At 65.3% G+C, this 20,404-nt stretch carries 18 protein-coding genes; 8 read left to right on the top strand and 10 right to left on the bottom strand.

Annotation, left to right across the window (positions count from 1 at the left end; all coding sequences use genetic code 11):
• Position 1: 1 nt before the first annotated feature.
• The gene (locus AC1DIO_RS23255; protein ID WP_441507908.1) at positions 2-964 is read right to left on the bottom strand and encodes an MBL fold metallo-hydrolase; all 963 of its coding nucleotides are present in this window, start codon (positions 962-964) and stop codon (positions 2-4) included.
• Positions 954-1,967, bottom strand: a complete 1,014-nt coding sequence (locus tag AC1DIO_RS23260; RefSeq protein ID WP_441507909.1) for a fumarylacetoacetate hydrolase family protein — start codon at positions 1,965-1,967, stop codon at positions 954-956. The genes AC1DIO_RS23255 and AC1DIO_RS23260 overlap by 11 nt, the downstream gene beginning before the upstream one ends.
• 62 nt (positions 1,968-2,029) lie before the next feature.
• Here AC1DIO_RS23260 and AC1DIO_RS23265 point away from each other — a divergent pair, with 62 nt between their 5' ends.
• Positions 2,030-3,115 carry a TRAP transporter substrate-binding protein gene (locus AC1DIO_RS23265; RefSeq protein WP_441493083.1) on the top strand — a complete coding sequence of 362 codons (1,086 nt, stop codon included), beginning with the start codon at positions 2,030-2,032 and terminating at the stop codon, positions 3,113-3,115.
• A gap of 31 nt (positions 3,116-3,146) precedes the next feature.
• On the opposite strand, the gene AC1DIO_RS23270 is transcribed toward AC1DIO_RS23265, so the two are convergent.
• Both AC1DIO_RS23270 and hmgA read right to left on the bottom strand, forming a co-directional pair.
• Positions 3,147-4,079, bottom strand: a complete 933-nt coding sequence (locus AC1DIO_RS23270; RefSeq protein ID WP_441507910.1) for a CHAD domain-containing protein — start codon at positions 4,077-4,079, stop codon at positions 3,147-3,149.
• Between the two features lie 80 nt (positions 4,080-4,159).
• A complete protein-coding gene (hmgA, locus tag AC1DIO_RS23275) occupies positions 4,160-5,518 on the bottom strand; it encodes a homogentisate 1,2-dioxygenase (protein ID WP_441507911.1) in 1,359 nt (452 codons plus the stop codon).
• Between the two features lie 105 nt (positions 5,519-5,623).
• Here hmgA and AC1DIO_RS23280 point away from each other — a divergent pair, with 105 nt between their 5' ends.
• From AC1DIO_RS23280 to AC1DIO_RS23290, 3 genes are all read left to right on the top strand, one after another.
• On the top strand, positions 5,624-6,124 hold the full coding sequence (locus AC1DIO_RS23280; protein ID WP_441507912.1) for a MarR family winged helix-turn-helix transcriptional regulator: 501 nt from the start codon (positions 5,624-5,626) through the stop codon (positions 6,122-6,124).
• Positions 6,125-6,305: 181 nt separating this feature from the next.
• A complete protein-coding gene (locus tag AC1DIO_RS23285; RefSeq protein ID WP_476854137.1) occupies positions 6,306-7,469 on the top strand; it encodes a DUF2865 domain-containing protein in 1,164 nt (387 codons plus the stop codon).
• Positions 7,470-7,714: 245 nt separating this feature from the next.
• On the top strand, positions 7,715-9,034 hold the full coding sequence (locus tag AC1DIO_RS23290; protein WP_441493088.1) for an MFS transporter: 1,320 nt from the start codon (positions 7,715-7,717) through the stop codon (positions 9,032-9,034).
• A gap of 82 nt (positions 9,035-9,116) precedes the next feature.
• On the opposite strand, the gene gltX is transcribed toward AC1DIO_RS23290, so the two are convergent.
• From gltX to AC1DIO_RS23305, 3 genes are all read right to left on the bottom strand, one after another.
• Positions 9,117-10,457, bottom strand: a complete 1,341-nt coding sequence (gltX, locus tag AC1DIO_RS23295) for a glutamate--tRNA ligase (RefSeq protein ID WP_441493089.1) — start codon at positions 10,455-10,457, stop codon at positions 9,117-9,119.
• 41 nt (positions 10,458-10,498) lie between these two features.
• Positions 10,499-12,238 (bottom strand): NAD+ synthase, encoded by a 1,740-nt coding sequence (locus AC1DIO_RS23300; RefSeq protein ID WP_441493090.1) that lies wholly within the window; start codon positions 12,236-12,238, stop codon positions 10,499-10,501.
• Positions 12,239-12,323: 85 nt separating this feature from the next.
• Entirely contained in the window at positions 12,324-12,617 is a 294-nt protein-coding gene (locus AC1DIO_RS23305) for a Dabb family protein (RefSeq protein ID WP_441493091.1), read from the bottom strand.
• 234 nt (positions 12,618-12,851) lie between these two features.
• On the opposite strand from AC1DIO_RS23305, the gene AC1DIO_RS23310 reads away from it, so the two are divergent.
• From AC1DIO_RS23310 to AC1DIO_RS23320, 3 genes are all read left to right on the top strand, one after another.
• A complete protein-coding gene (locus tag AC1DIO_RS23310) occupies positions 12,852-13,100 on the top strand; it encodes a F0F1 ATP synthase subunit epsilon (protein ID WP_441507914.1) in 249 nt (82 codons plus the stop codon).
• A gap of 93 nt (positions 13,101-13,193) precedes the next feature.
• Positions 13,194-13,454, top strand: coding sequence for a PsiF family protein (locus AC1DIO_RS23315; RefSeq protein ID WP_441493092.1), 261 nt, complete (start codon positions 13,194-13,196; stop codon positions 13,452-13,454).
• 474 nt (positions 13,455-13,928) lie between these two features.
• Complete coding sequence (locus AC1DIO_RS23320) at positions 13,929-14,807, top strand: outer membrane protein (protein ID WP_441493093.1); 879 nt, start codon at positions 13,929-13,931, stop codon at positions 14,805-14,807.
• A 75-nt stretch (positions 14,808-14,882) separates the two neighbouring features.
• On the opposite strand, the gene AC1DIO_RS23325 is transcribed toward AC1DIO_RS23320, so the two are convergent.
• Positions 14,883-16,268 carry a class II 3-deoxy-7-phosphoheptulonate synthase gene (locus AC1DIO_RS23325; protein WP_113512887.1) on the bottom strand — a complete coding sequence of 462 codons (1,386 nt, stop codon included), beginning with the start codon at positions 16,266-16,268 and terminating at the stop codon, positions 14,883-14,885.
• A gap of 355 nt (positions 16,269-16,623) precedes the next feature.
• Between AC1DIO_RS23325 and AC1DIO_RS23330 the strand changes: the two genes are divergently transcribed.
• A complete protein-coding gene (locus AC1DIO_RS23330) occupies positions 16,624-17,655 on the top strand; it encodes an alpha/beta hydrolase (RefSeq protein ID WP_476854138.1) in 1,032 nt (343 codons plus the stop codon).
• A gap of 36 nt (positions 17,656-17,691) precedes the next feature.
• Here the strand turns inward: AC1DIO_RS23330 and gor are convergent, their stop codons facing one another.
• Both gor and AC1DIO_RS23340 read right to left on the bottom strand, forming a co-directional pair.
• Positions 17,692-19,056 (bottom strand): glutathione-disulfide reductase, encoded by a 1,365-nt coding sequence (gene gor / locus AC1DIO_RS23335; protein WP_476854139.1) that lies wholly within the window; start codon positions 19,054-19,056, stop codon positions 17,692-17,694.
• A complete protein-coding gene (locus tag AC1DIO_RS23340; RefSeq protein ID WP_476854140.1) occupies positions 19,049-20,347 on the bottom strand; it encodes an O-antigen ligase family protein in 1,299 nt (432 codons plus the stop codon). The genes gor and AC1DIO_RS23340 overlap by 8 nt, the downstream gene beginning before the upstream one ends.
• Between the last annotated feature and the right edge of the window lie 57 nt (positions 20,348-20,404).

Consider the following 20,404-nt stretch of genomic DNA (forward strand, 5'->3'; position numbering starts at 1 on the left):
CCTACCCTCGCAGGTCGAGCCACATCTGGCGATCGCGCTCGTCGGTCCAGATGCGGGGATGATCGAGCCCGTTGGCCTCGTCATAGGCACGCGAAACATTGAAGGGCAGGCAATGCTCGAAGATCACCCAGTCGCCATAGCCTGGCTTCAAAACGGCATGGACACGCTCGAAGGTCTCGCGGAGCGAGCGGCCCGCGCCGGCGTTCTGCTTCACGGCGTCATAGAGGTCGCTGAGAAAGGCGCGCGTGCCGCTGATGCCATCGGCGACCATCGCCGCATCGGTCAGCGCAGCGCCCCGGCCAGGCACCATCGCGACCGAGCCGAGGGCCGACAAATGGTCGAGCGTCGTCGGCCAGTCCTCGAAATGGGCATCGCCGCAATAGGGCGTCGCACCATATTCGACGAGATCCCCCGCGAAGGAGACCTCGGCATCGGGAATCCAGGCGACGATGTCGCCTGCGGTATGACCGCGCCCGAGCTTCATCAGCCTGACCTCGCGCTTGCCCAGCCAGATCGAGGCGGTGTCGGAAAAGGTCATGGTCGGCCAGGTCAGGCCCGGGCGGATCGAATCCGCGCCCTGGAAGAGCCGCGGAAACCGGCCGATCTCGCTCGCCTTGTCCTGCTCGCCGCGTTCCACGATCATCTCGCGGGCGACATCGGAGGCGACGATCTCGCGGGCGCTGTAGGCTGGCGCTCCCAGCACGCGGACCGCGTGGTAATGCGAGAGCACGACATGGCTGATCGGCTTGTCGGTGATCCTGCGGACGCGTTCGATCACGGTTTCCGCCATCTTCGGCGTCGCCTGCGCATCGAAGACGAGCACGCTCTCGTCACCGACGACGACCCCGGTATTGGGGTCGCCCTCGGCGGTATAGGCGTAGATGCCCCGGCCGATCTCATCGAAGGAAACGGTCTTCTCACCGAGATCGGCACTGGAGGCGAAGGCGGGCTTGTCAGTCGACATGGGGCAGCACGTCCTGTTCGATCGCACCGAAAATGGAAGAACCATCCCCGTCCTTCATCTCGATACGAACCGTATCGCCGAAGCGCAGGAAAGGCGTTGCCGCGGTGCCCGACTTGATGATCTCGACCATGCGCTGCTCGGCGATACAGGCGTAGCCGACGCCTCCCAGCGCGATCGGGCGCCCCGGGCCACCTTCGTCGTCGCGGTTCGAGACCGTGCCGGAGCCGATGATCGTTCCGGCCGAAAGCGGGCGCGTTCGCGCGGCATGAGCGATCAGCGTGCCGAAATCGAAGGTCATGTCGATGCCGGCATTCGGCTGTCCGAAGGGCTGGCCGTTGAGCAGCGACAGCAACGGCAGATGCAGCTTTCCGCCCTGCCATGCCTCGCCCAGTTCATCCGGTGTCGCGGCCACCGGCGAGAAGGCCGTCGGCGGCTTCGACTGGAGAAAGCCAAAGCCCTTCGCCAGTTCGTCCGGAATCAGGTTGCGCAGGCTGACGTCATTGACGAGCATCACGAGGCGGACATGGCCATGCGCCGCTTCCGCAGAGACCCCCATCGGCACGTCGCCGGTGATGACGGCGATCTCGGCCTCGAAATCGATGCCGTCCTCCTCGTTGCGGGTCCGGATCGGCTGGCGCGGCCCCAGCAGGGCGTCGGATCCGCCCTGATACATCAGAGGGTCGCTCCAGAAACTCTCGGGCATCTCCGCGCCCCTCGCCTTCCTGACGAGCGCGACATGGTTCACATAGGCCGAGCCGTCGAGCCATTGATAGGCGCGTGGCAAGGGGGCTGCGCAATCATGCTCGTGGAAACGGAAGGATGGGACGGAGCCATGCTCCAATCCTTCTGCTAGATCGGCCAGGCGCGGCGCATGGCGCCCCCAGTCGTCGAGCGCGGCCTGCATGGTCGCGACCACGGGAAAAGCGTCCGTGGCGCGCGTCAGGTCTTTGGAAACCACGACAAGGCGGCCATCACGACCGTGCATGAGGGAAGCGAGTTTCATCTCTTTCCAATCCGTGACGAACACGCGAGATTGCGCGCAACAAACCTCTGGGAGTTCAGCTTATGAAACGCCGCGACTTTTTGAAAACCGGTGCGCTGGCAGCGGCTGCGACGCCGGTCGCGATGCCGGCGATCGCGCAGTCGCAACCTGAGGTGAAGTGGCGCCTGACCTCGAGCTTCCCGAAGGCGCTCGACACGATCTACGGCACGGCCCAGCAGTTCGCGAAATACATGTCGGACGCGACCGACGGCAAATTCCAGGTCCAGACCTTCTCCGCCGGCGAGATAGTGCCGGGCCTGCAGGCCCTCGACGCGGTCACCTCCGGCACGGTCGAATGCGCGCATACGCCGACCTATTTCTATATCGGCAAGGAGCCGGCACTCGGGCTCGGCACCGGCATCCCGTTCGGACTCAACGCGCGTCAGCAGCATTCCTGGTGGTTCTTCGGCGGCGGCGAGGAGATCATCAATTCGGCGCTGGCCAAATTCAATGCCTATTCGATCCCCTGCGGCAATTCCGGCTGCCAGATGGGCGGCTTCTTCCGCAAGGAACTGACCTCGCTCGATGATCTCAAGGGCCTGAAGTTCCGTATCGGCGGCATGGGCGGGGCCGTGCTGGCCAAGCTCGGCGTGGTGCCCACGCAGATCGCAGGCGGCGACGTCTACCCGGCGCTGGAGCGCGGCACGATCGACGCCGCAGAATTCGTCGGCCCCTATGATGACGAGAAGCTCGGCTTCGTGCGCGTCGCCAAATACTACTACTATCCCGGCTGGTGGGAGGGCGGCGCCATGCTGCATCTCGTCGTTGGCCAGGAGGCCTGGAACAAGCTGCCGAAGCACTACCAGGCGATCGTCCATCACGCCTGCGAGGCTGCCAATAACTGGATGCTGGCCAAGTACGATGCGGTGAACCCGGGTGGCCTGCGCCGGCTGGTCCAGCAGGGCGCACAGCTCAAGGCCTTCCCGATGCCGATCATGGAAGCGGCTCTCAAGGCGGCGGACGAGTACTACGCCGAGACCTCCGCCAAGAGTGAGTTGTTCAAGAAGGGCTACGACTCGATGGTCGCTTTCCGCGGCGAGAACCTGCTCTGGTGGCAGGTGGCAGAGCTGTCGTACGACTCGTTCATGAACCGTCTGCGGTCGCGCTGAGGCGCCACCGGGACCAATAGATGGCGCCGGGTCAGACAAGTTTGATCCGGCGCGGCGCATGCGCCACCATCGCCTCGGCCAGGTGGGCGCAGACCGCTTTCGGGCGCGTGTCGAGCACGGGCTCGACCATCCCCGCCGCCTTGCCACGCTGCTTGCCGGCGCGCCGGCGGAGTTTCTTCCTGACGTTCCTCAGGGATCTGGTCGTGGCGGTTTCCGCCAGTTGCCGCTCTGTCAAATCAAGATCGACGACCGCACCGAGATGTGTGCGCAAACGCTCGACCGCCTCGATCTGCTCCTTGTAGTGACCGGGATCGGCAGGCTGGAAGAAGCTGAGCTGATAGCCGAGATCGATGATGCGGGTGCGCCAGGCGTGCAGGCGCTTCAGGCTCATCCGGCGCGGATCACGGCGCGCCGCGCGTCTGGCCTTGCGGTAGCTGCGCCGGAACCCGGCGAGCAGGAAGCCCCCGCGCTCGCCAGCCACCGACCACTCCTCCATCCTGGCAGCGAGACGGTCGAGCTCCGTTTGCATCGCCGCAACGGTTTCCGGCAGCGGCATCGGGTCAGGCGGAGGCTCGACCAGCTTGCCGCGTTCGCTGGGCAGCAGCTCCTGCAAGGTCCGCGCGACGACCGCAGCTTCGCGGGTCGCGGTGAAGGTCTGGCGCAGGCGCTTGATGCCGGCCCGGAGCAGCGCCGTCTCCTCCTCCAGTGCAGCCGGCGAGAGCTTCAGCAGGGAACGCCACGCCTTCATCAGTCGGCGGAAATCATGAACACCCTTGGCGGGGTCGCTCTCCAGGCGGTCGAGTAACCGCCGCCCCTGCAACGGCATCTCGCGACAAACTGCGAGCCAGTGCTGGGCCCAGAGCCGCATCAATGCCGGACCGCTGGGCACCGCATTGCGCGACGTCCGGGCGCGCGGGCTCCTGCCGCCGCTCAGCCGAACCGGTGCTTTCGCGGGTATCGCCAAGGCGCGCTCCTTGCGAAGTTCGGGAGCGCATTGAGCGACAAGCATTCGGGCTCCGCAAGTGCCTTGCAAGGATCGGAACGCTACCAGGCCTCGCGCCTCGTCGGATCGAAACGCTTCTTCAGGCCCTCCCAGCAGGCGCTGTAGTCCGGCTGCCGGGCGGGCAGGCTCGCGGCGTAGCCGGTGACGCGCTGGGGGAAGCGGGTCTCGAACATGAAGGCCATGGTCCCGGTCAGCTTCACGGGCTTGAGCTCGACCGTGCTTGCATGTTCGAACGCCTGCGCGTCCGGGCCATGCGGCAGCATCATGTTGTGGAGGCTGAAGCCGCCAGGCGTGAAGCCCTCCGGCTTGGCGTCATAGACGCCGTAGATCAGCCCCATGAACTCGGACATGATATTGCGATGATACCAGGGCGGGCGGAACGTGTTCTCCGCGACCAGCCAGCGCTCGGGGAAGATCACGAAGTCGATATTCGCAGTGCCGGGTGTCTCCGAGGGCGCGGTCAGGACCGTGAAGATCGACGGGTCGGGATGGTCGAAGGAGATCGCCCCGACCGGCGAATAATGGCGCAGGTCGTATTTGTAGGGCGCGTAATTGCCGTGCCAGGCCACGACATCGAGCGGCGACTGGCCGATCGGCGTGGAGAAGAGTTCCCCGCCCCATTTCGCATAGAGCGTCGACGGCGTCTCATCGTCTTCATAGGCCGCGATGGGAGTCAGGAAATCGCGCGGATTGGCCAGGCAATTCGCGCCGATCGGGCCGCGATCCGGCAAGGTGAAGGAGCCGCCATAGTTTTCGCAGACATAGGCGCGGGCCGGTCCGCCCATCAGCTCGCAGCGGAAGACGACGCCGCGCGGAATGATGCAGATCTCGCCGGGCTCGATCTCGATCACGCCGAATTCGGTGCAGAAGCGCAACGCCCCCTCCTGCGCCACGATGAGCAATTCGCCATCGGCGCAGAAGACGTATTCGCGTTCCATCGAGGCCGTGACGAAAACCATATGGGCGGCCATGCCGGCCTGGGTCTCGGCATCGCCAGCGGTCGTCAGCGTGCGCAGCCCGGTGAGGAAGGTCAGCGACTCCGATGGCATCGGAATCGGGCTCCAGCGCAGCTGTCCGATCGGCAGCTCGGCCTCGTCGCGGCAGGGCGCACTGCGGATCAGCCCCTTGTCGACCTTCTTCCAGCGCCCGCCATGCTTGACGCTGGGCCGGATGCGGTAGAGCCAGGACCGCTCGTTCGAGGAGCGCGGCGCGGTGAAGGGCGAGCCGGATAGCTGCTCGGCATAGAGGCCATAGGCGGGCCTCTGCGGCGAATTGCGGCCGACCGGCAAGGCGCCGGGCAGCGCCTCGGTCTCGAAACTATTGCCGAATCCCGACATGTAGCGCGTGCCGGTCGCGGCCTGGCGCAGCGGGGCTGTATGAATCTGTGCCTGGACATTCATGAGCATTTCCCCTTCCGCTGCCGGACCGCTTTGACAAGAACGCAGGTTCCGGAAAGATCGGAGCGGGCGTCCCGCCCCGACCTCAGCTAGTTACAGATGAAACTAATGTCAACGCAGCCCGAGCCTCCCCCACCCGGCGACGAAACGACCTTGCGGCTGGAGCAGTTCCTGCCCTATCGGCTGAACGTCGTCGGCCATTTCGCCAGCCGCGCGCTCGGACGAATCTATAGCGAGCGCTTCGGCATAGGCATTCCCGAATGGCGTGTGATCGCGCAGCTCGGCGAATTCGGAAAGCTGACTTCGCGCGACATCGGCGAGCTGTCCCAGATGCACAAGACCAAGGTTTCGCGCGCCGTCAGCGAGCTCGAGAAGCGCGGCCTGACGTCGCGCAGCGAGAATCGCGAGGACCGGCGCGAGGCCTTCATCAGCCTTACCCCCCGCGGCTCCCGAACCTATGCCGAGATCGTGCCCCTGGCGCTCGCCTTCCAGGCGCGCTGGACCGAGGGACTTCCGGCAGAGGAGCTGCGCGTGTTCGAACGCGTGCTTTCGATTCTCACCGAACGGGGCCGCCATCTCGCCGGCGGCTATCACGAAAGCGAAGGCTGAATTGCCGCTTGCCGCCAAATATGGCATGCCGGGCCTCGCCATGGCCGTCCGCCCGAATCCGCGCCGCGCCATCGCAGGACCCGTCCTTAGTTCCGTCGCGTTTGGCAGGTGAAACTCCCGCAAAGCGATTGCCCGGTTTCCGGGGCGGATCGAACAAGCAGGTAATATGGCCCGACCGGCGATGAGACTACGACTAACCCGGCGCCTCGGCGCGATGCTGCTGGCCTTCTCGGCGATGGGTGGAGCGGCGCTGGCGCAGTMGCCCGCGTGCAATGCCTGGCGCAGCGAACTCGCGAGCCTGCAGGGCCAGCGCGGCGGCGATCCGCGCGCCGCGCAGCAGGCGCAGCGCGTCGGCGCCCAGCTCTCGCAAAGCGTCAGCCAGTTCCGCGCGATGGGCTGCGAACGTGGCGGATTCCTCTTCTTCGGTGCGCAGGCGCCCCCGCAATGCGGCGGCCTGCAGGCACAGATCAACCAATTGCAGTCCCAGTACACGGCACTCCAGCGCCAGGCACAGGGCGGAGCTGCCGAGCAGCGCCGCATGCAGCTCGCCGCAGCGATCGAGACCAATTGCCGGGGGGGCGGGCAGCAGCGCGGCTTCTTCGAGACGATCTTCGGCATCGAGCCTCGCCGCGGTGAGATCGATTCGACCATGCCCGAACTCGATCCGGACATGCAGCCGCTCGATTCGGAGAAGCCCCGCCAGGGCGGCCCCAATACGGTCTGCGTCCGGACCTGCGACGGCTATTTCTTCCCGCTCGCCAACAGCCCCGGCGGCCGCGACGGCCAGGATGAAATGTGCCAGGCGCTCTGCCCGGGGACGGAGACGCTGGCCTTCGGCATGAGCACCGGCGGCGACATTCAGAATGCTGTCGCCCGTGCTAGCGGGACGCCCTATTCGTCGCTGGCGAACGCCGGAAAATACATTCGAAGCTTCGATTCCGCCTGCACCTGCCGGGCGCCGGGCCAAAGCTGGTCCCAGGCGCTGCGCAATGCCGAGGAGCTTCTCGACAAGCGCAAGGGCGACGTCATCGTCACCGAACAGCGCGCAGCCGAGCTGTCGCGGCCCAAGCCCGATCCCAAGCGCAGGACCGCGACACCCGCGCCGGCTCAACAACAGCCGATCCTGTCTGATGCCGACGACAAGCCGATGCCGTCCGAGAATTCGCCGACTTCGGGCACGGAGTCGGCCGGCATGGGTCCGCAGAGCGTCGAGCCCGAGAAGGTCGTGCAGCAAGGCGACGGCGTGAAGAAGGAAAGCCGCAGCGTCACCGGCGAGCGGCGCACGGTCAGGATCGTTGCGCCCAACCTCGCACCCAATCTGGGCCCCGCAGTCGCGCGGCCCTGACGCCGGCAGCGCCGCCGCAACGGCGCCTCGTGCGTCGGCGGCGAAGGCTGCGTCATGCGCCAGAGCGGAGAGCGGCGCTTAAATACCCCGCAGATCAAGCGCTGGACGCATGACGCCGACAGGCGCATATACAGGCAAGACCACCCCGGCCGGCCTGGATACGCGCCAGATTTCGTCAGGATTGCTCTTCCAGCGCGCAATCCTACTCTGACGGCCTCCTTGGCAGAGCCCAGCAGAGGCGTCCCATGTCAGAGACAACCGCCAACACGCATACCGGAATGGATCTGGCCGATACCCGTCGTCGCCTGAAGGCGATCTTCATGGGCTCGGTCGGCAATCTCGTCGAATGGTATGATTTCTACGCCTACACGGCCTTCGCACTCTATTTCGCGCCGCATTTTTTCCCGTCGCACGATCCGGTCGTCCAGCAGCTCAACGCCGCGACGCTGTTTGCCGCCGGCTTCATCGTCCGCCCGATCGGCGGATGGCTGTTCGGTCACATCGCCGACCGCTATGGCCGCCGGCTTTCGCTGACGATCTCGGTGCTGATGATGTGTTTCGGCTCGCTGATCATCGCGCTGACGCCGACCTATGCGACAATCGGATTTGCAGCGCCCGCGCTGCTCGCTCTCGCGCGGATCATCGAAGGCCTGAGCCTCGGCGGCGAGTACGGGGCAAGCGCGACCTATCTCACCGAGATCGCCGACCCGAACCATCGCGGGTTCTATTCGAGCTTTCAGTACGTCACGCTGATCGGCGGCCAGCTGACCGCCATCGTGGTACTGCTGCTGCTCCAGAACGTGTTCCTGACCCATGAACAGCTCGTCGCCTGGGGCTGGCGCATTCCTTTCGTGATCGGAGCCCTGCTCGCGATCACCGCGATGTTCATGCGCCGCCACATGCATGAGACGGAATCCTTCGTCGAAGCCAGCAAGACGAAGAAGCGCGAAAGCTCGCTGCGCGGGCTGCTGAAATACCCGCGCGAGGTTGCGATCGTGGTCGGCCTGACGGCCGGCGGCACCGCGGCCTTCTATACCTTCACCACCTATATGCAGACCTTCGTGAAGCAGACCGTCGGCCTGTCCGACATCACGACGACCTATGTCATCGCCGGTTCGCTGATCTTCGCCTCAATCCTGCAGCCGATCTATGGCGCCATCTCGGACAGGATCGGCCGCAAGCCGCTGCTGATCTTCTTCGGCGTTGCCGGCTCGCTGCTGACGGTGCCGATCCTGACGATGCTGTCCCAGACCAAGTCGCCCTGGATGGCGTTCCTGCTGATCTCCGGAGCCTGGATCTTCGTCGCCGGCTATACCTCGATCAACGCCGTGGTGAAGGCCGAATTGTTCCCGACCGCGATCCGCGCCACAGGCATCGCCGTGCCCTACGCCGTGACGGTCTCGATCTTTGGCGGCACGGCGCCTGCGATCGCGCTGTTCTTCAAGCAGCAGGGCCACGAGCAGTGGTTCTTCTACTACCTGGCGGGCGTGATCTTCCTGTCGCTGCTGGTCTACGCGACCATGCGCGACACCAAACATGAATCGGCGATGCACCGGCACGAGTGATCCACGGCGCCATTGCCCGCTGGACCGATGTCGTCCCGGACACGTAGCGCAAGCCGCGCTGATCCGGGACGATGCGAAGCCTTCAGGCCGCCTCGCCCCCGAGCCGCTTCAGCGCTTTGTCACGGCCGATGAGCGGCAGCAGTGCAGCCAGCTCCGGCCCGTGCTCGAGGCCGGTCAGCGCCTGGCGAAGCGGCATGAAGAGCCCCTTGCCCTTGGTGCCGGTCGCCGCGCCGACGGCCTGTGTCCAGCTCTTCCAGGTTGTCATATCGAAGGGCTCGGCCGGGAGCAGTGCGGCTGCGCTCGCCGCAAAGCCGGCATCGGTGATCACGGGCGTGATCGGGCCGCGAACGACCTGCCACCAGGCCTGCACCTCGGCAAGCTTCGCGAGATTGCCGCGCACCGCCAGCCAGAAGGGCTCGCCGGCCGCGATCCCAAGCTCCTGCAACCGGTGCGACACCGCGTCGAACGGCAGCTGATGCAGCGTGCGCGCGCTCAGGGCTTCAAGCTCATGCTCATCGAACTTGGCCGGTGCGCGCGAGACATGGGCGAGGTCGACGAGATCCGCGAGCTCATCCAGGCTCGCGACCGGCCTGACGGCGTCGGAGGAGCCGACCAGGACGGCCAATGCCGCGACGGCGAGCGCCTCCACCCCGGACTCGCGCAGGCCGCGCAGCGAGAGATGGCCGAGCCGCTTCGACAGCCCCTCCCCACTCGCCGTGGTCAGCAGGTTGTGGTGGCCGAATGCCGGAAGGCCAGCGCCCAGCGCCTCGAAGATCTGGATCTGGACCGCCGTGTTGGTGACATGGTCCTCGCCGCGAATGACATGGGTGACGCCGGTCTCGATATCGTCGACGACCGAAGGCAGCGTGTAGAGATAGCTGCCATCCTCGCGCACCAGCACCGGATCGGAGAGCGAGGCGCAGTCGACATGCGATGCGCCGCGCACGAGATCGTCCCAGGCGACCTCACGGGCCTCGAGCAGGAAGCGCCAATGCGGCTTGCGTCCTTCCGCCTCAAGCGCCGCCCGCTGCTCGGCCGTGAGCTTCAGCGCAGCGCGGTCGTAGATCGGCGGCAGGCCGCGAGCGAGCTGGCGCTTGCGGCGGCGATCCAGTTCGTCGGCGGTCTCGAAGCAGGGGTAAAGCCGCCCGGCAGCACGCAGCCTGTCGGCTGCCGCATCATAGATCGGGAGCCGCTCCGACTGGCGAATGACGAGATCGGGCTCGATGCCGAGCCAGCCGAGATCCCCTGAAATCGCATCCGCGAATTCGGGCTTCGAGCGCGCAAGATCGGTATCGTCGTAGCGCAGCAGGAAACGCCCGCCATTGCGGCGGGCATAGAGCCAGTTGAACAGCGCCGGACGGGCATTGCCGATATGGAGATAGCCGGTCGGCGACGGCGCGAAGCGAACGAGTGGCGTTGTCATGACGAGGCTTATGACGCCTTTGCGCGAGGCCGACAATCGGCTCAGAAATCGAAGCTCTCGCCCCCGGCCTTGCCGACGCCCTTGACCAGCGCGGCGTCCGGCCGATGCGCGGGTTCGCCGGGATCGCGGAAGCGATTGACGATCGGGTAGCGCCGGTCGCGGCCGAAATTCTTGCGCGTCACCTTCACGCCGGGCGCGGCCTGTCGGCGCTTGTACTCGGCGAGATAGAGCAGGCGTTCGACCTTCTTGACCGTCTCGAGATCGTGGCCACGGGCGACGATGTCGGCGAGACGCATCTCATGCTCGATCAGGCAGGCCAGGATATCGTCCAGCACGTCATAGGGCGGCAGCGAATCCTCGTCCTTCTGGTTCTCGCGCAGCTCGGCCGTCGGCGGCTTGACGATGATATTGTGCGGAATGACCTCGCCGTCCGGTCCGAGCGCACCGGCGGGCTTCCAGCGGTTGCGCAGCGCCGACATGCGAAAGACCTCGGTCTTGTAGAGGTCCTTGATCGGGTTGTAGCCGCCATTCATGTCGCCATAGAGCGTGGCATAGCCGCATGACATCTCGGATTTGTTGCCGGTGGTCACCACCATCGGCCCGAACTTGTTCGAGATCGACATCAGCAGCGTGCCGCGCACGCGGCTCTGCAGGTTCTCCTCGGTGACGCCGCGATTGGTTCCGGCGAAGAGGCCGGCGAGCGCCGCTTCGAAGCCCTCGACCGGCTCGGCAATCGGCACGATCTCGTAGCGGACGCCGAGCGCATCGGCGCAGCGCTTCGCATCGTCCAGGCTCTCCTGCGAGGTGAAGCGATAGGGCATCATCACGCAGCGGACCTTGTCGGCGCCGAGCGCATCGACCGCCATCGCCGCGCAGATCGCGGAATCGATGCCGCCGGAGAGGCCAAGCACCACGCCGGGAAAGCGGTTCTTCTCGACATAGTCGCGCAGGCCCAGCACGCAAGCCGCGTAATCAGCCTCGTCGCTGCTCTCGATCGGCGTGATCTCGCCCGGCAGGCAGCGCCAGGACCCGTTCTCGCGCACCCAATCGGTCAGGCGCAGCACTTCGCGAAACGCCGGGAGCTGGTGAGCAAAGGTCTTGTCCGCATTCAGCACGAAGGAGGCGCCCTCGAAGACGAGCTCGTCCTGGCCGCCGAGCTGGTTCAGATAGACCATCGGCAACCCGGCCTCGACGACGCGAGCGACCGCGACATTCAGGCGTTCCTCGGTGACGCCGCGCCGATAGGGCGAGCCATTGGGAACAAGCAGGATCTCGCCGCCGGTCTCGGCGATGCACTCCACGACCTCCTCGCCCCAGATATCCTCGCAGACCGGCAGGCCAAGGCGGATATGGTTGCGGAAGACGACAGGACCGGGCAGCGGGCCGGGTTCGAAGACGCGTTTCTCGTCGAATACACCGTAATTCGGCAGGTCGACCTTGAAGCGCACCGACTGGATCATCCCGGCGTCGAGCAGCGCGTAGGCGTTGTAGAGCTTGCCGTCCTCGAGCCAGGGCAACCCGACGAGCAGAGCTGGACCACCATCGGCGGTCTCGCGCGCCAGATCCTCGCAAGCCCTGCGACAGGCATCCTGGAAGGCGGGCTTCAGCACCAGATCTTCCGGCGGATAGGCCGACAGGAAGAGTTCCGTGAACATCACGAGATCGGCGCCGGCAGTTGCAGCGTCGCGCCGCGCAACGCGCACCATGTCGGCATTGCCGGCTACATCGCCGACGATGGGATTGAGCTGGGCCAGAGCCAGGCGGAACGAGGTCGCTGTCATGCTTCGGCTTTACCGCGCGGCGGCAGGGCCAGCAACGGGCGCGCGCCCTGCCCCGACCTGCATTTGTGCGTGATCGGCCCTTCGATCAACGCAAGGTCGAACGGAAATCGGCGGAATAGCGCAGCTCGCGCAGCGGACGCACGCGGCGTGTCGTTTCGTCATAGATCGGATGGGCCTTGTAGGCCGCCAGCGCCGCCTCATCGGCAAATTCGCCGTAGACGACGACATCGATGTCATTGCCCAGCGGATCGAGCTTGGCATTGGCCACGACCTCGAAGGCGAGCGAATGCGGGATATCGCCGAGCCGGGACAGAGACAGGCGGATCGTCTCGACATCCTCGCGCCGCTGCGCCGTGAAAAATACGATGTGGCGGATCATGCGCCCTCCCTCGCAGGCAGCCGGGAATCGCGCCGCCCTTTCGGGCCGATGTCTTCCCGACGGTGCGCAAAACGCAACCTGCGTTAACGCCGCATCGGCATCGATCCAGCCAAGCGCTTAATCTTGCTTGCCTCCGCTTCCCTCGGTCGCCGGAACAGCCGCGTACGAAAGCGGAATCGCGCGGCACGCTGAAAACTCCCTCTCGCCCTGTTCACCCCTCCGCGAGGTGGCGCCATGAGCAGGCGCGCGCCTCAACTGACCGCCAAACGGATTGCCGTGCTCAAAATCCTGGCTCCGCATCGCGGCGCGGAATATCTGGTGACCTGTGCCGAGATCGGCGCCAAGAGCGTCCCGTACGGCACCCGCAGCGGCTACCGTGAATGGGCCTGCTCGGGTTCACTGTCTCACCTCAAAGAAACGCCCCGCCGGAGCGAGACTGAAAATGCCACAGGTCGAAGACGTGGCCAGCCAGCTGTTCAGTAGCCATTCAAGTCGGGCAGCGCGATCATTCGCCATCCGACAGCCGACCCGGCGACTGCCTGGAACCGATCATCCGGGTTGATGACGGACGTTGCCATGAACCTCTCGCACTATCTGCTGCCGGTTGCCGCGCTCGCGATGATGACGGGATACGGGTTTGCGCAAACACCCGTACAGATGGGTCCGGATACAAAGCCGGCCATGACCTCCCCGGCACCCGCGGCGCCTGCCAAGAAGGCTACGGCGACCTCCTCCGACAGGACCGCCAAGTCAAAGGCGTGCTCTGTACAAGCCGATCAGAAGGGGCTTCACGGGAAGGCCAGGAAGAAGTTTCGCGACGAGTGCCAGAAGGCCTAGGCTCGATGAGATCGGGCGCCATCGTGGATGTCAGGTGGCGCCCTGGGGCCAATTTGTCAGCCGGCCGTCAGTTTGGCTTTCCTTCAGCGCCGCACTTACGGAGTGAGTAGACGCCCCGGTGGGCTTCGGAGACAGGTGGAACGGCATCACATAGCCCTCGTCCCGGTCGTCACAGACGATGGCATGAGTGACTTGCCGCCCTGTTCGGCATGTCGATTGGAATGGTCGAGCGCTACACCAAGCACATCGACCAAGAGGCTTCGGCGCGCAAGCCGCGGTCTGGAACGGAATGCGGAGAGAACAAGGACTGCAAACTTTCTATAGCCGATCTGAAAACTCCGGCGCGAAACGCCAAACAAACAGGGCCCGACAGAGATGAGCACGTTAACGCCGCATTAGGGTTACCAATGCATCAATACCGCCCAGAGCAGTGCGACAAAGGCCGGGTTGCGGCCCCTGCTCGGGGAGACCACGATGCGTATCCGCTCCATTGCGCCGGCCCTGGGCCTTGCCGCGCTCGGACTGTCCGTGGCCGCCATGCCGGCGGCTTCGGCCGACTATCCGGTGTTGCGCGGCTCGCAGATCGAAGATGCACCACCGCCGCCATCGGAGTATTTCTCGGGCGGGGTCAACTGGACGGGCTTCTATCTGGGCGGCGGCGCCGGGGTCTCGGAGACGAAATTCGAGCCCGGAACCGGCCTGCAGAACCTGGCCAATTTCGCCTTCCGGAACACGTTGCTTGGCGCCGAGAGCAATATGGGCTCGTTCGTCAACAACCTGCCGTCGAAGAGGGACAGCGGCGCAACGTATTTTGGCATGGCCGGCTATAACATTGCCTTTGGCGATGCCGTACTCGGCATCGAGGCCGACTATACCCGCTCCGACCAGAGCTACGGCATCAACGACTTCATTGCGCGCCGGACGATCACCTCGAACGGCACGGTAAATGACTGGTCCATGACGACCCGCCAGGGAGCGGTTCTGAACGACTACGCGACGGCGCGCATTCGCATGGGTTGGGCCTATGGCCGCATCATGCCCTTCGCGACATTCGGTGGCGCCGTMGGTCGCTTCGACACCGCATCGACGATCACAGCGACAAACTTCATCACCCAGGCGAATCCTGTCACCGGCGCCATCAACTCCGGCATGGCGGTTGGCTACCCGCTCACAGTCGGGGCCACCAAGAAGAACGTCTATGGCTACGGCCTCGCGGTCGGCGCCGGCGTTGACATGGCCTTGACCGACAACCTCTTCCTGCGCGGCGAATACCAGTTGATCCGCTTCGCGGACGTCGAAGGGACAACGACGACGGTCAACACGGCCCGCGTCGCCGCGGGCGTAAAATTCTGATCTGAAGACCCGGACTAATAGGAAAAGCCGCGGCTCACGCCGCGGCTTTCTTGTTTCTGCCAGGGTGACGCCTGCTTATTCCGCTGCCTCGGCCTCGGGCCGGGCCCGGCCCGAGCGCTCGCGCTTGACCAGTTCTGCAACCAGGAACGCCATCTCCAGCGCCTGCTCCGCATTGAGGCGCGGGTCGCAGAAGGTGTGGTAGCGGTCGTTCAGGTCGGCGTCGGTCATGCCGCGTGCACCACCCGTGCATTCCGTGACGTTCTTGCCGGTCATTTCCAGGTGCAGGCCGCCGGCATAGGTGCCTTCGGCCTGGTGCACGGCGAAGAAGTTCTTCACCTCGCTCAGGATCAGGTCGAAGGGCCGCGTCTTGTAGCCGCTCGCAGCCTTCACCGTGTTGCCGTGCATCGGATCACAGGACCAGACGACATTGCGCCCTTCCCGCTTGGTGGCGCGTACCAGGGCCGGCAGATGGTCGAAGACCTTGTCGGCGCCGAAGCGTGCGATCAGCGTCAGGCGTCCGGCCTGGTTCTGCGGATCGAGCGTGTCGATCAGCCTCATCAGGTTGTCCGGGGTCAGGGACGGGCCGCATTTCAGGCCGATCGGATTGCGGATGCCACGGAAGAACTCGACATGGGCATGGTCGAGCTGGCGGGTGCGGTCACCGATCCAGACCATATGGCCGGAGGTGTCGTACCAGTCGCCGGAGGTGGAATCGACGCGGGTCATCGCCTGCTCGTAGCCGAGCAGCAACGCCTCGTGGCTGGTGTAGAAATCCGTGCTCCGCATCTCGGGATGCGTCTCAGGATCGATGCCGATGGCGCGCATGAAATCGAGCGCCTCGGTGATGCGCCCCGCCACCTCCTGGTAGCGGCCCGACTGCGGACTGTCCTTGACGAAGCCGAGCATCCAGCGATGCGCATTGTCGAGATTGGCATAACCGCCGGTGGCGAAGGCGCGGATCAGGTTCAGCGTCGCCGCCGACTGGCGATAGGCCTCGAGCTGACGGCGCGGATCCGGAATCCGGGATTCTGCCGTGAACTCGTTGTCGTTGATGATATCGCCCTTGTAGCTCGGCAGCTCGACGCCACCGATCGTCTCGGTCGGGGTCGAGCGCGGCTTGGCGAACTGGCCAGCGACGCGGCCGACCTTCACCACCGGCGAGCCGCCGGCAAAGGTCAGGACGACCGCCATCTGCAGGAACAGGCGGAAGAAGTCGCGGATATTATCGGCCGAATGCTCGGCGAAGCTCTCGGCGCAGTCGCCGCCCTGGAGGAGGAAGGCCTCACCGGCGGCAACCTTGCTCAACGCCCGTTTGAGCTTGCGCGCCTCGCCTGCAAAAACGAGCGGCGGAAAGCCGGCGAGCTGCTGCTCAACCGCCTTCAAGGCTGCCTGGTCCGGATATTCCGGCATCTGCTGGACGGGCTTTGCCCTCCAGCTCTCGGGCGTCCACCGCTCGGACATCTCACTTGCTCCTGATGATAACATCTCACGCCCACCCCTCCCCACGGAAAGGCAGTGTGATCCCGGCGCTATACACCCGCACCGCAGCAAAGACCATAAAGCCGTTGACGGTTACGTATGCGCGAGCTGGGCGTCGCAGGGCGGAGCTGTTCCGGCGACCAGGACCGGGCCGCGTGAACGAGAGCGCCCAAGAGCACGGCAAGGGCATGCCGCTTCGTTCGCCTCTGCGTGTCGGCCGAGGAGTTCATCCCGTCGGCGATGCAAGCCGCCGGCTGCCGGGCATCGTTGTATTCGCCTCGACAGCTCCCTAACGTCACCTGCCAATCACAAGAACATCGGCAGGGAGAAACAAGGCATGGTCATTCGCGCGTTCGCGGTTGCTGCTTTCATGGTTGCCGCAGCATGGGCTGCACGGGCCGAGGAGCCCCTCGCGCTTCGCGGCATGGGCTCGTTCCATGTCGGCGGCAAGTTGGTCGAGATCTCGGGCCGTCCCGTGAAGGAGGTCACCTTCACCCCTGGCGGGGTACCGGCCAAGGTCGACCCCAACGGCACTTACCAGACCGGCCAGATGTATGTGCAGTATTTCCTGCCGCAGAACGAGCGCGGTGCAGCGACGCTGCTGTTCTGGCATGGCGGTKGCATGACCGGCGTGAACTGGGAGAGCACGCCGGATGGACGGCAAGGCTGGCTCGAATACTTCCTGCGCAAGGGCTGGGCCGTCTATAATTCCGATGCCGTCGAGCGCGGCCGTGCCGGCTGGGCCATGTATCCCGACGTCATCCCCGGCGAGCCGGTCTTCGTGACCACCGCGAACCCGTTCGAGCGCTTCCGTATCGGCGCTGGCGCAAATACCTATGATAAAGACCCGGCCAAGCGGACATTCCTGGCCGGCAGCCAGTTCCCGCCCGATGGCTACGACAATTTCGTCAAGCAGATCGTGCCGCGCTGGACGTCGACGGACCAGATGATCATCGACGCCTATCTGGCCGAAGTCGACAAGATCTGCCCCTGTGTGATCGTGTTCCACAGCCAGGCCGGCCAGTTCGGCTTCAAGGTTGCCCAGGCCCGGCCCGACAAGATCAAGGCCCTGATCGCGGTGGAACCGGCAGGCCTCGGAGACCCCGCCAAGGCCGATGTTTTGAAGAACATCCCCGTCCTGATGATCTATGGCGATTACATCGAACAGGATGCGCGCTGGCCGACGATCCGCAAGAACGGCACCGAGTTCGGCGACAAGATCAGGGCGGCGGGCGGCTCAGTCGATGTCGTCAACCTCCCCAGCATCGGCATCAAGGGCAATTCCCATATGCTGATGATGGACAAGAACAATCTCGAGGTGGCGCAGGTCGTCCAGGATTGGCTCGTCCGGAAGGGACTGACCAAGTGATGCAAGGCGGCGCCCCAAGGGGCGCCGCCTTGCTGCTCAGTKGCGCGCCGTCCGCATCGTCACGAGTTCCTCGGCCGCGCTCGGATGCAGCGCGATGGTGCGGTCGAAATCGGCCTTGGTCGCTCCCATGGTGACGGCAATCGCCACCGCCTGGATGATCTCGCCCGCGTCATGGCCGATGATGTGGACACCCAGCATCCGGTCCGTTTTCGCGTCGACCACGAGCTTCATGTAGATGCGCTCGTGGCGGCCCGAGATCGTCGCCTTCATCGGCCGGAAACCGGCCTCGAAGACGCGCAGTTCGTAACCAGCGGCGATCGCCTGCTGCTCGGTCAGGCCGACCGTTCCGATCTCCGGTGTGGTGAATACTGCCGAGGCCACCACGTGATGGTCCATTGCCCAGGGCTTTCCGCCAAAGGTCGAGTCGGCGAAGGCGTGGCCCTCGCGAATGGCGACGGGCGTGAGATTGATGCGATTGGTGACATCGCCGACCGCGTGGATCGACGGCACGGTCGAGGCCGAATTCGCATCGACCATGACCTGACCGATGGGCCCGAGCTTGACGCCGGCGGTCTCCAGGCCGAGCCCCACCGTATTGGGACGACGGCCGGTCGCCACGAGAACCACGTCCGCATCGATCGGCTCGCCCGTGGCGCAATGGGCACGGCGCGTACCATCGGCCAATTGTTCGATGCGATCGATGGTGCAGCCCAGCCGCAACGTGATGCCCGCATGGACCAGCGCATCGCGGAGGCGCACGCGCAGATCCTCCTCGAAGCCGCGCAGGACATTGTCGCCGCGGTGCAGCACCGTCACCTCGACGCCGAGGCGGCGGAACACGCTGGCAAATTCGAGCGCGATATAACCGCCGCCCACCACCAGCATGCGCCGCGGCAGGCTCGGAAGATGAAAGATCTCGTTCGAGCTGATGCCGAGTTCGCCGCCAGGGATCGGCGGATCGAAGGCGGGGTAGCCTCCCGTCGCGACCAGGATGTGCCGGGCCCGGACGGTCTCGCCGGATTTCAGCAGGCGCACCGTGTTCGGCCCTTCGACCACAGCGCGCTCTTCGCGGATCGCGACCTTGGCGCCTTCAAGCCCCTTGCGGTAAAGGCCGGAGAGCCGGGTCACTTCGTTGGCAACGGCATCCCGCAAGGTCGGCCAGTCGAAGCTCGGCTTGTCGAGCGTCCAGCCGAAGCCGGCAGCATCCTCAAACTCGTCTGCAAAGCGGCTGGCATAGACGAAGAGCTTCTTCGGGACACAGCCGCGAATGACGCAGGTGCCGCCGATGCGGTCTTCCTCGGCGATCATGACGCGCGCCCCGTGACCGGCCGAGATCCGCGCCGCGCGCGTACCGCCGGAACCAGCGCCGATCACGAAAAGGTCGACATCGAAATCAGCCATGCTCTGCTCCTCGGCCGACATCTCGGCCCGACTCGAACCAAAGGGCGGCGGCAGCCAGGGCCGCGATCCACCAGCCCTGCCAGGCGCCATGTCCCACCGATGCCATGACGAAGGCTGCCGCAAAAAGTGCAAGCCGCGGGGCGCGTTCGCGCGCGGACAAGGCGCCAAGCCTCCGGAAGAACAACAGCCCAGCAACCAGCAGCAATGCGGCGCCGACGATGCCGGTTTCCGTCCAGAGCTGAATCGGCGCGCTATGCGGGTGTCCAACCGCCAGGAGCAAGCGACGTGGCGGCGAGACCTGTTCTGCGACCGGGTGCGTCTGGAGGGCCGAGGAGGAGCCGAAGCCAGAGCCGATGAACGGGCGGGCCGCGATCGCCTCCCCGAAGCTGAGCCAGATGTCGACGCGGTCACGTGAATGGGATTCGGCCGTCTGCTCATAGAGCGCGGGCGGCAGAAGCCGATCGACCAATTGTCCGATCACCGGCGCCAGCACCAGCGTCGCCGCAAAGCCAAGTGCCGTCGCAGCCAGTGTCAGGCGTGGAAGCAGGCGGGCCAGCAGCCAGGCAAGGACGAGAATGCCCAATCCAAGTTTCGCAGTGCCGCTATCGGAATAGAGAATGATGCCCGCAACCGCTGCGGCTACGCCCCCCGCCAGCAGACGATCGGCGACGCGTTTCGATCCGCCGCTCCAGAGCAAGTGCACAGCCGGAGCCAGGAGCACGAGGCAGGCGATGACCGGCCGGTTGAATATAAAGCTCATCTGTTTGCCGCCCAGGCCCAGCGTAATGCGCTGAGCGAGGCCATTCTGCAGCTCCAGGAAGATCAGGCCCGAGGCCAGTATCAGGCAAATGGCCAGGGCCCGCATCAGTGCCTGCTTCGGCCTGAACCAGGCACTCGCCGCGATCACCAGGGCAAAACCAAGAGGCAGCAGCAACTCAGCCCAGGCTGCAAAGCCGGATGCCGGCCGATGCGTCCACAGCAGCGAGACCAGGGCCCAGGCAAGGAAGGCCGTCAGTGCGAGGCCGATCGGGCTTCGCAAGCCTGCAAGGATGCGCCACAACAGGGGGCCGACATCGCGGCCCGCAGCGGCAACGGCAGCGGCAGCGAATGCCGCTGCCGCCAGCCCGAGCATCAGCGGCGCGGACCGATTTGCCGCCCACATGACGAGCGGCAACGCGACCATGAGGATGCCGCCCAGCGCTGCGAGTCGAAGGGCCTGGCGCGACGGGGAAGGGTCGGTGATCACAGCGCGATCGACATCCCGCGAGTTGAAGTTCAAGCTCATGGTCATGCGATTACGCGATCGCACCAAGCCCGCCTAGCGTGAATTCCGCCGGCTCGCGTGCGT

This window comes from Allobosea sp. 05T439 (assembly GCF_056396005.1).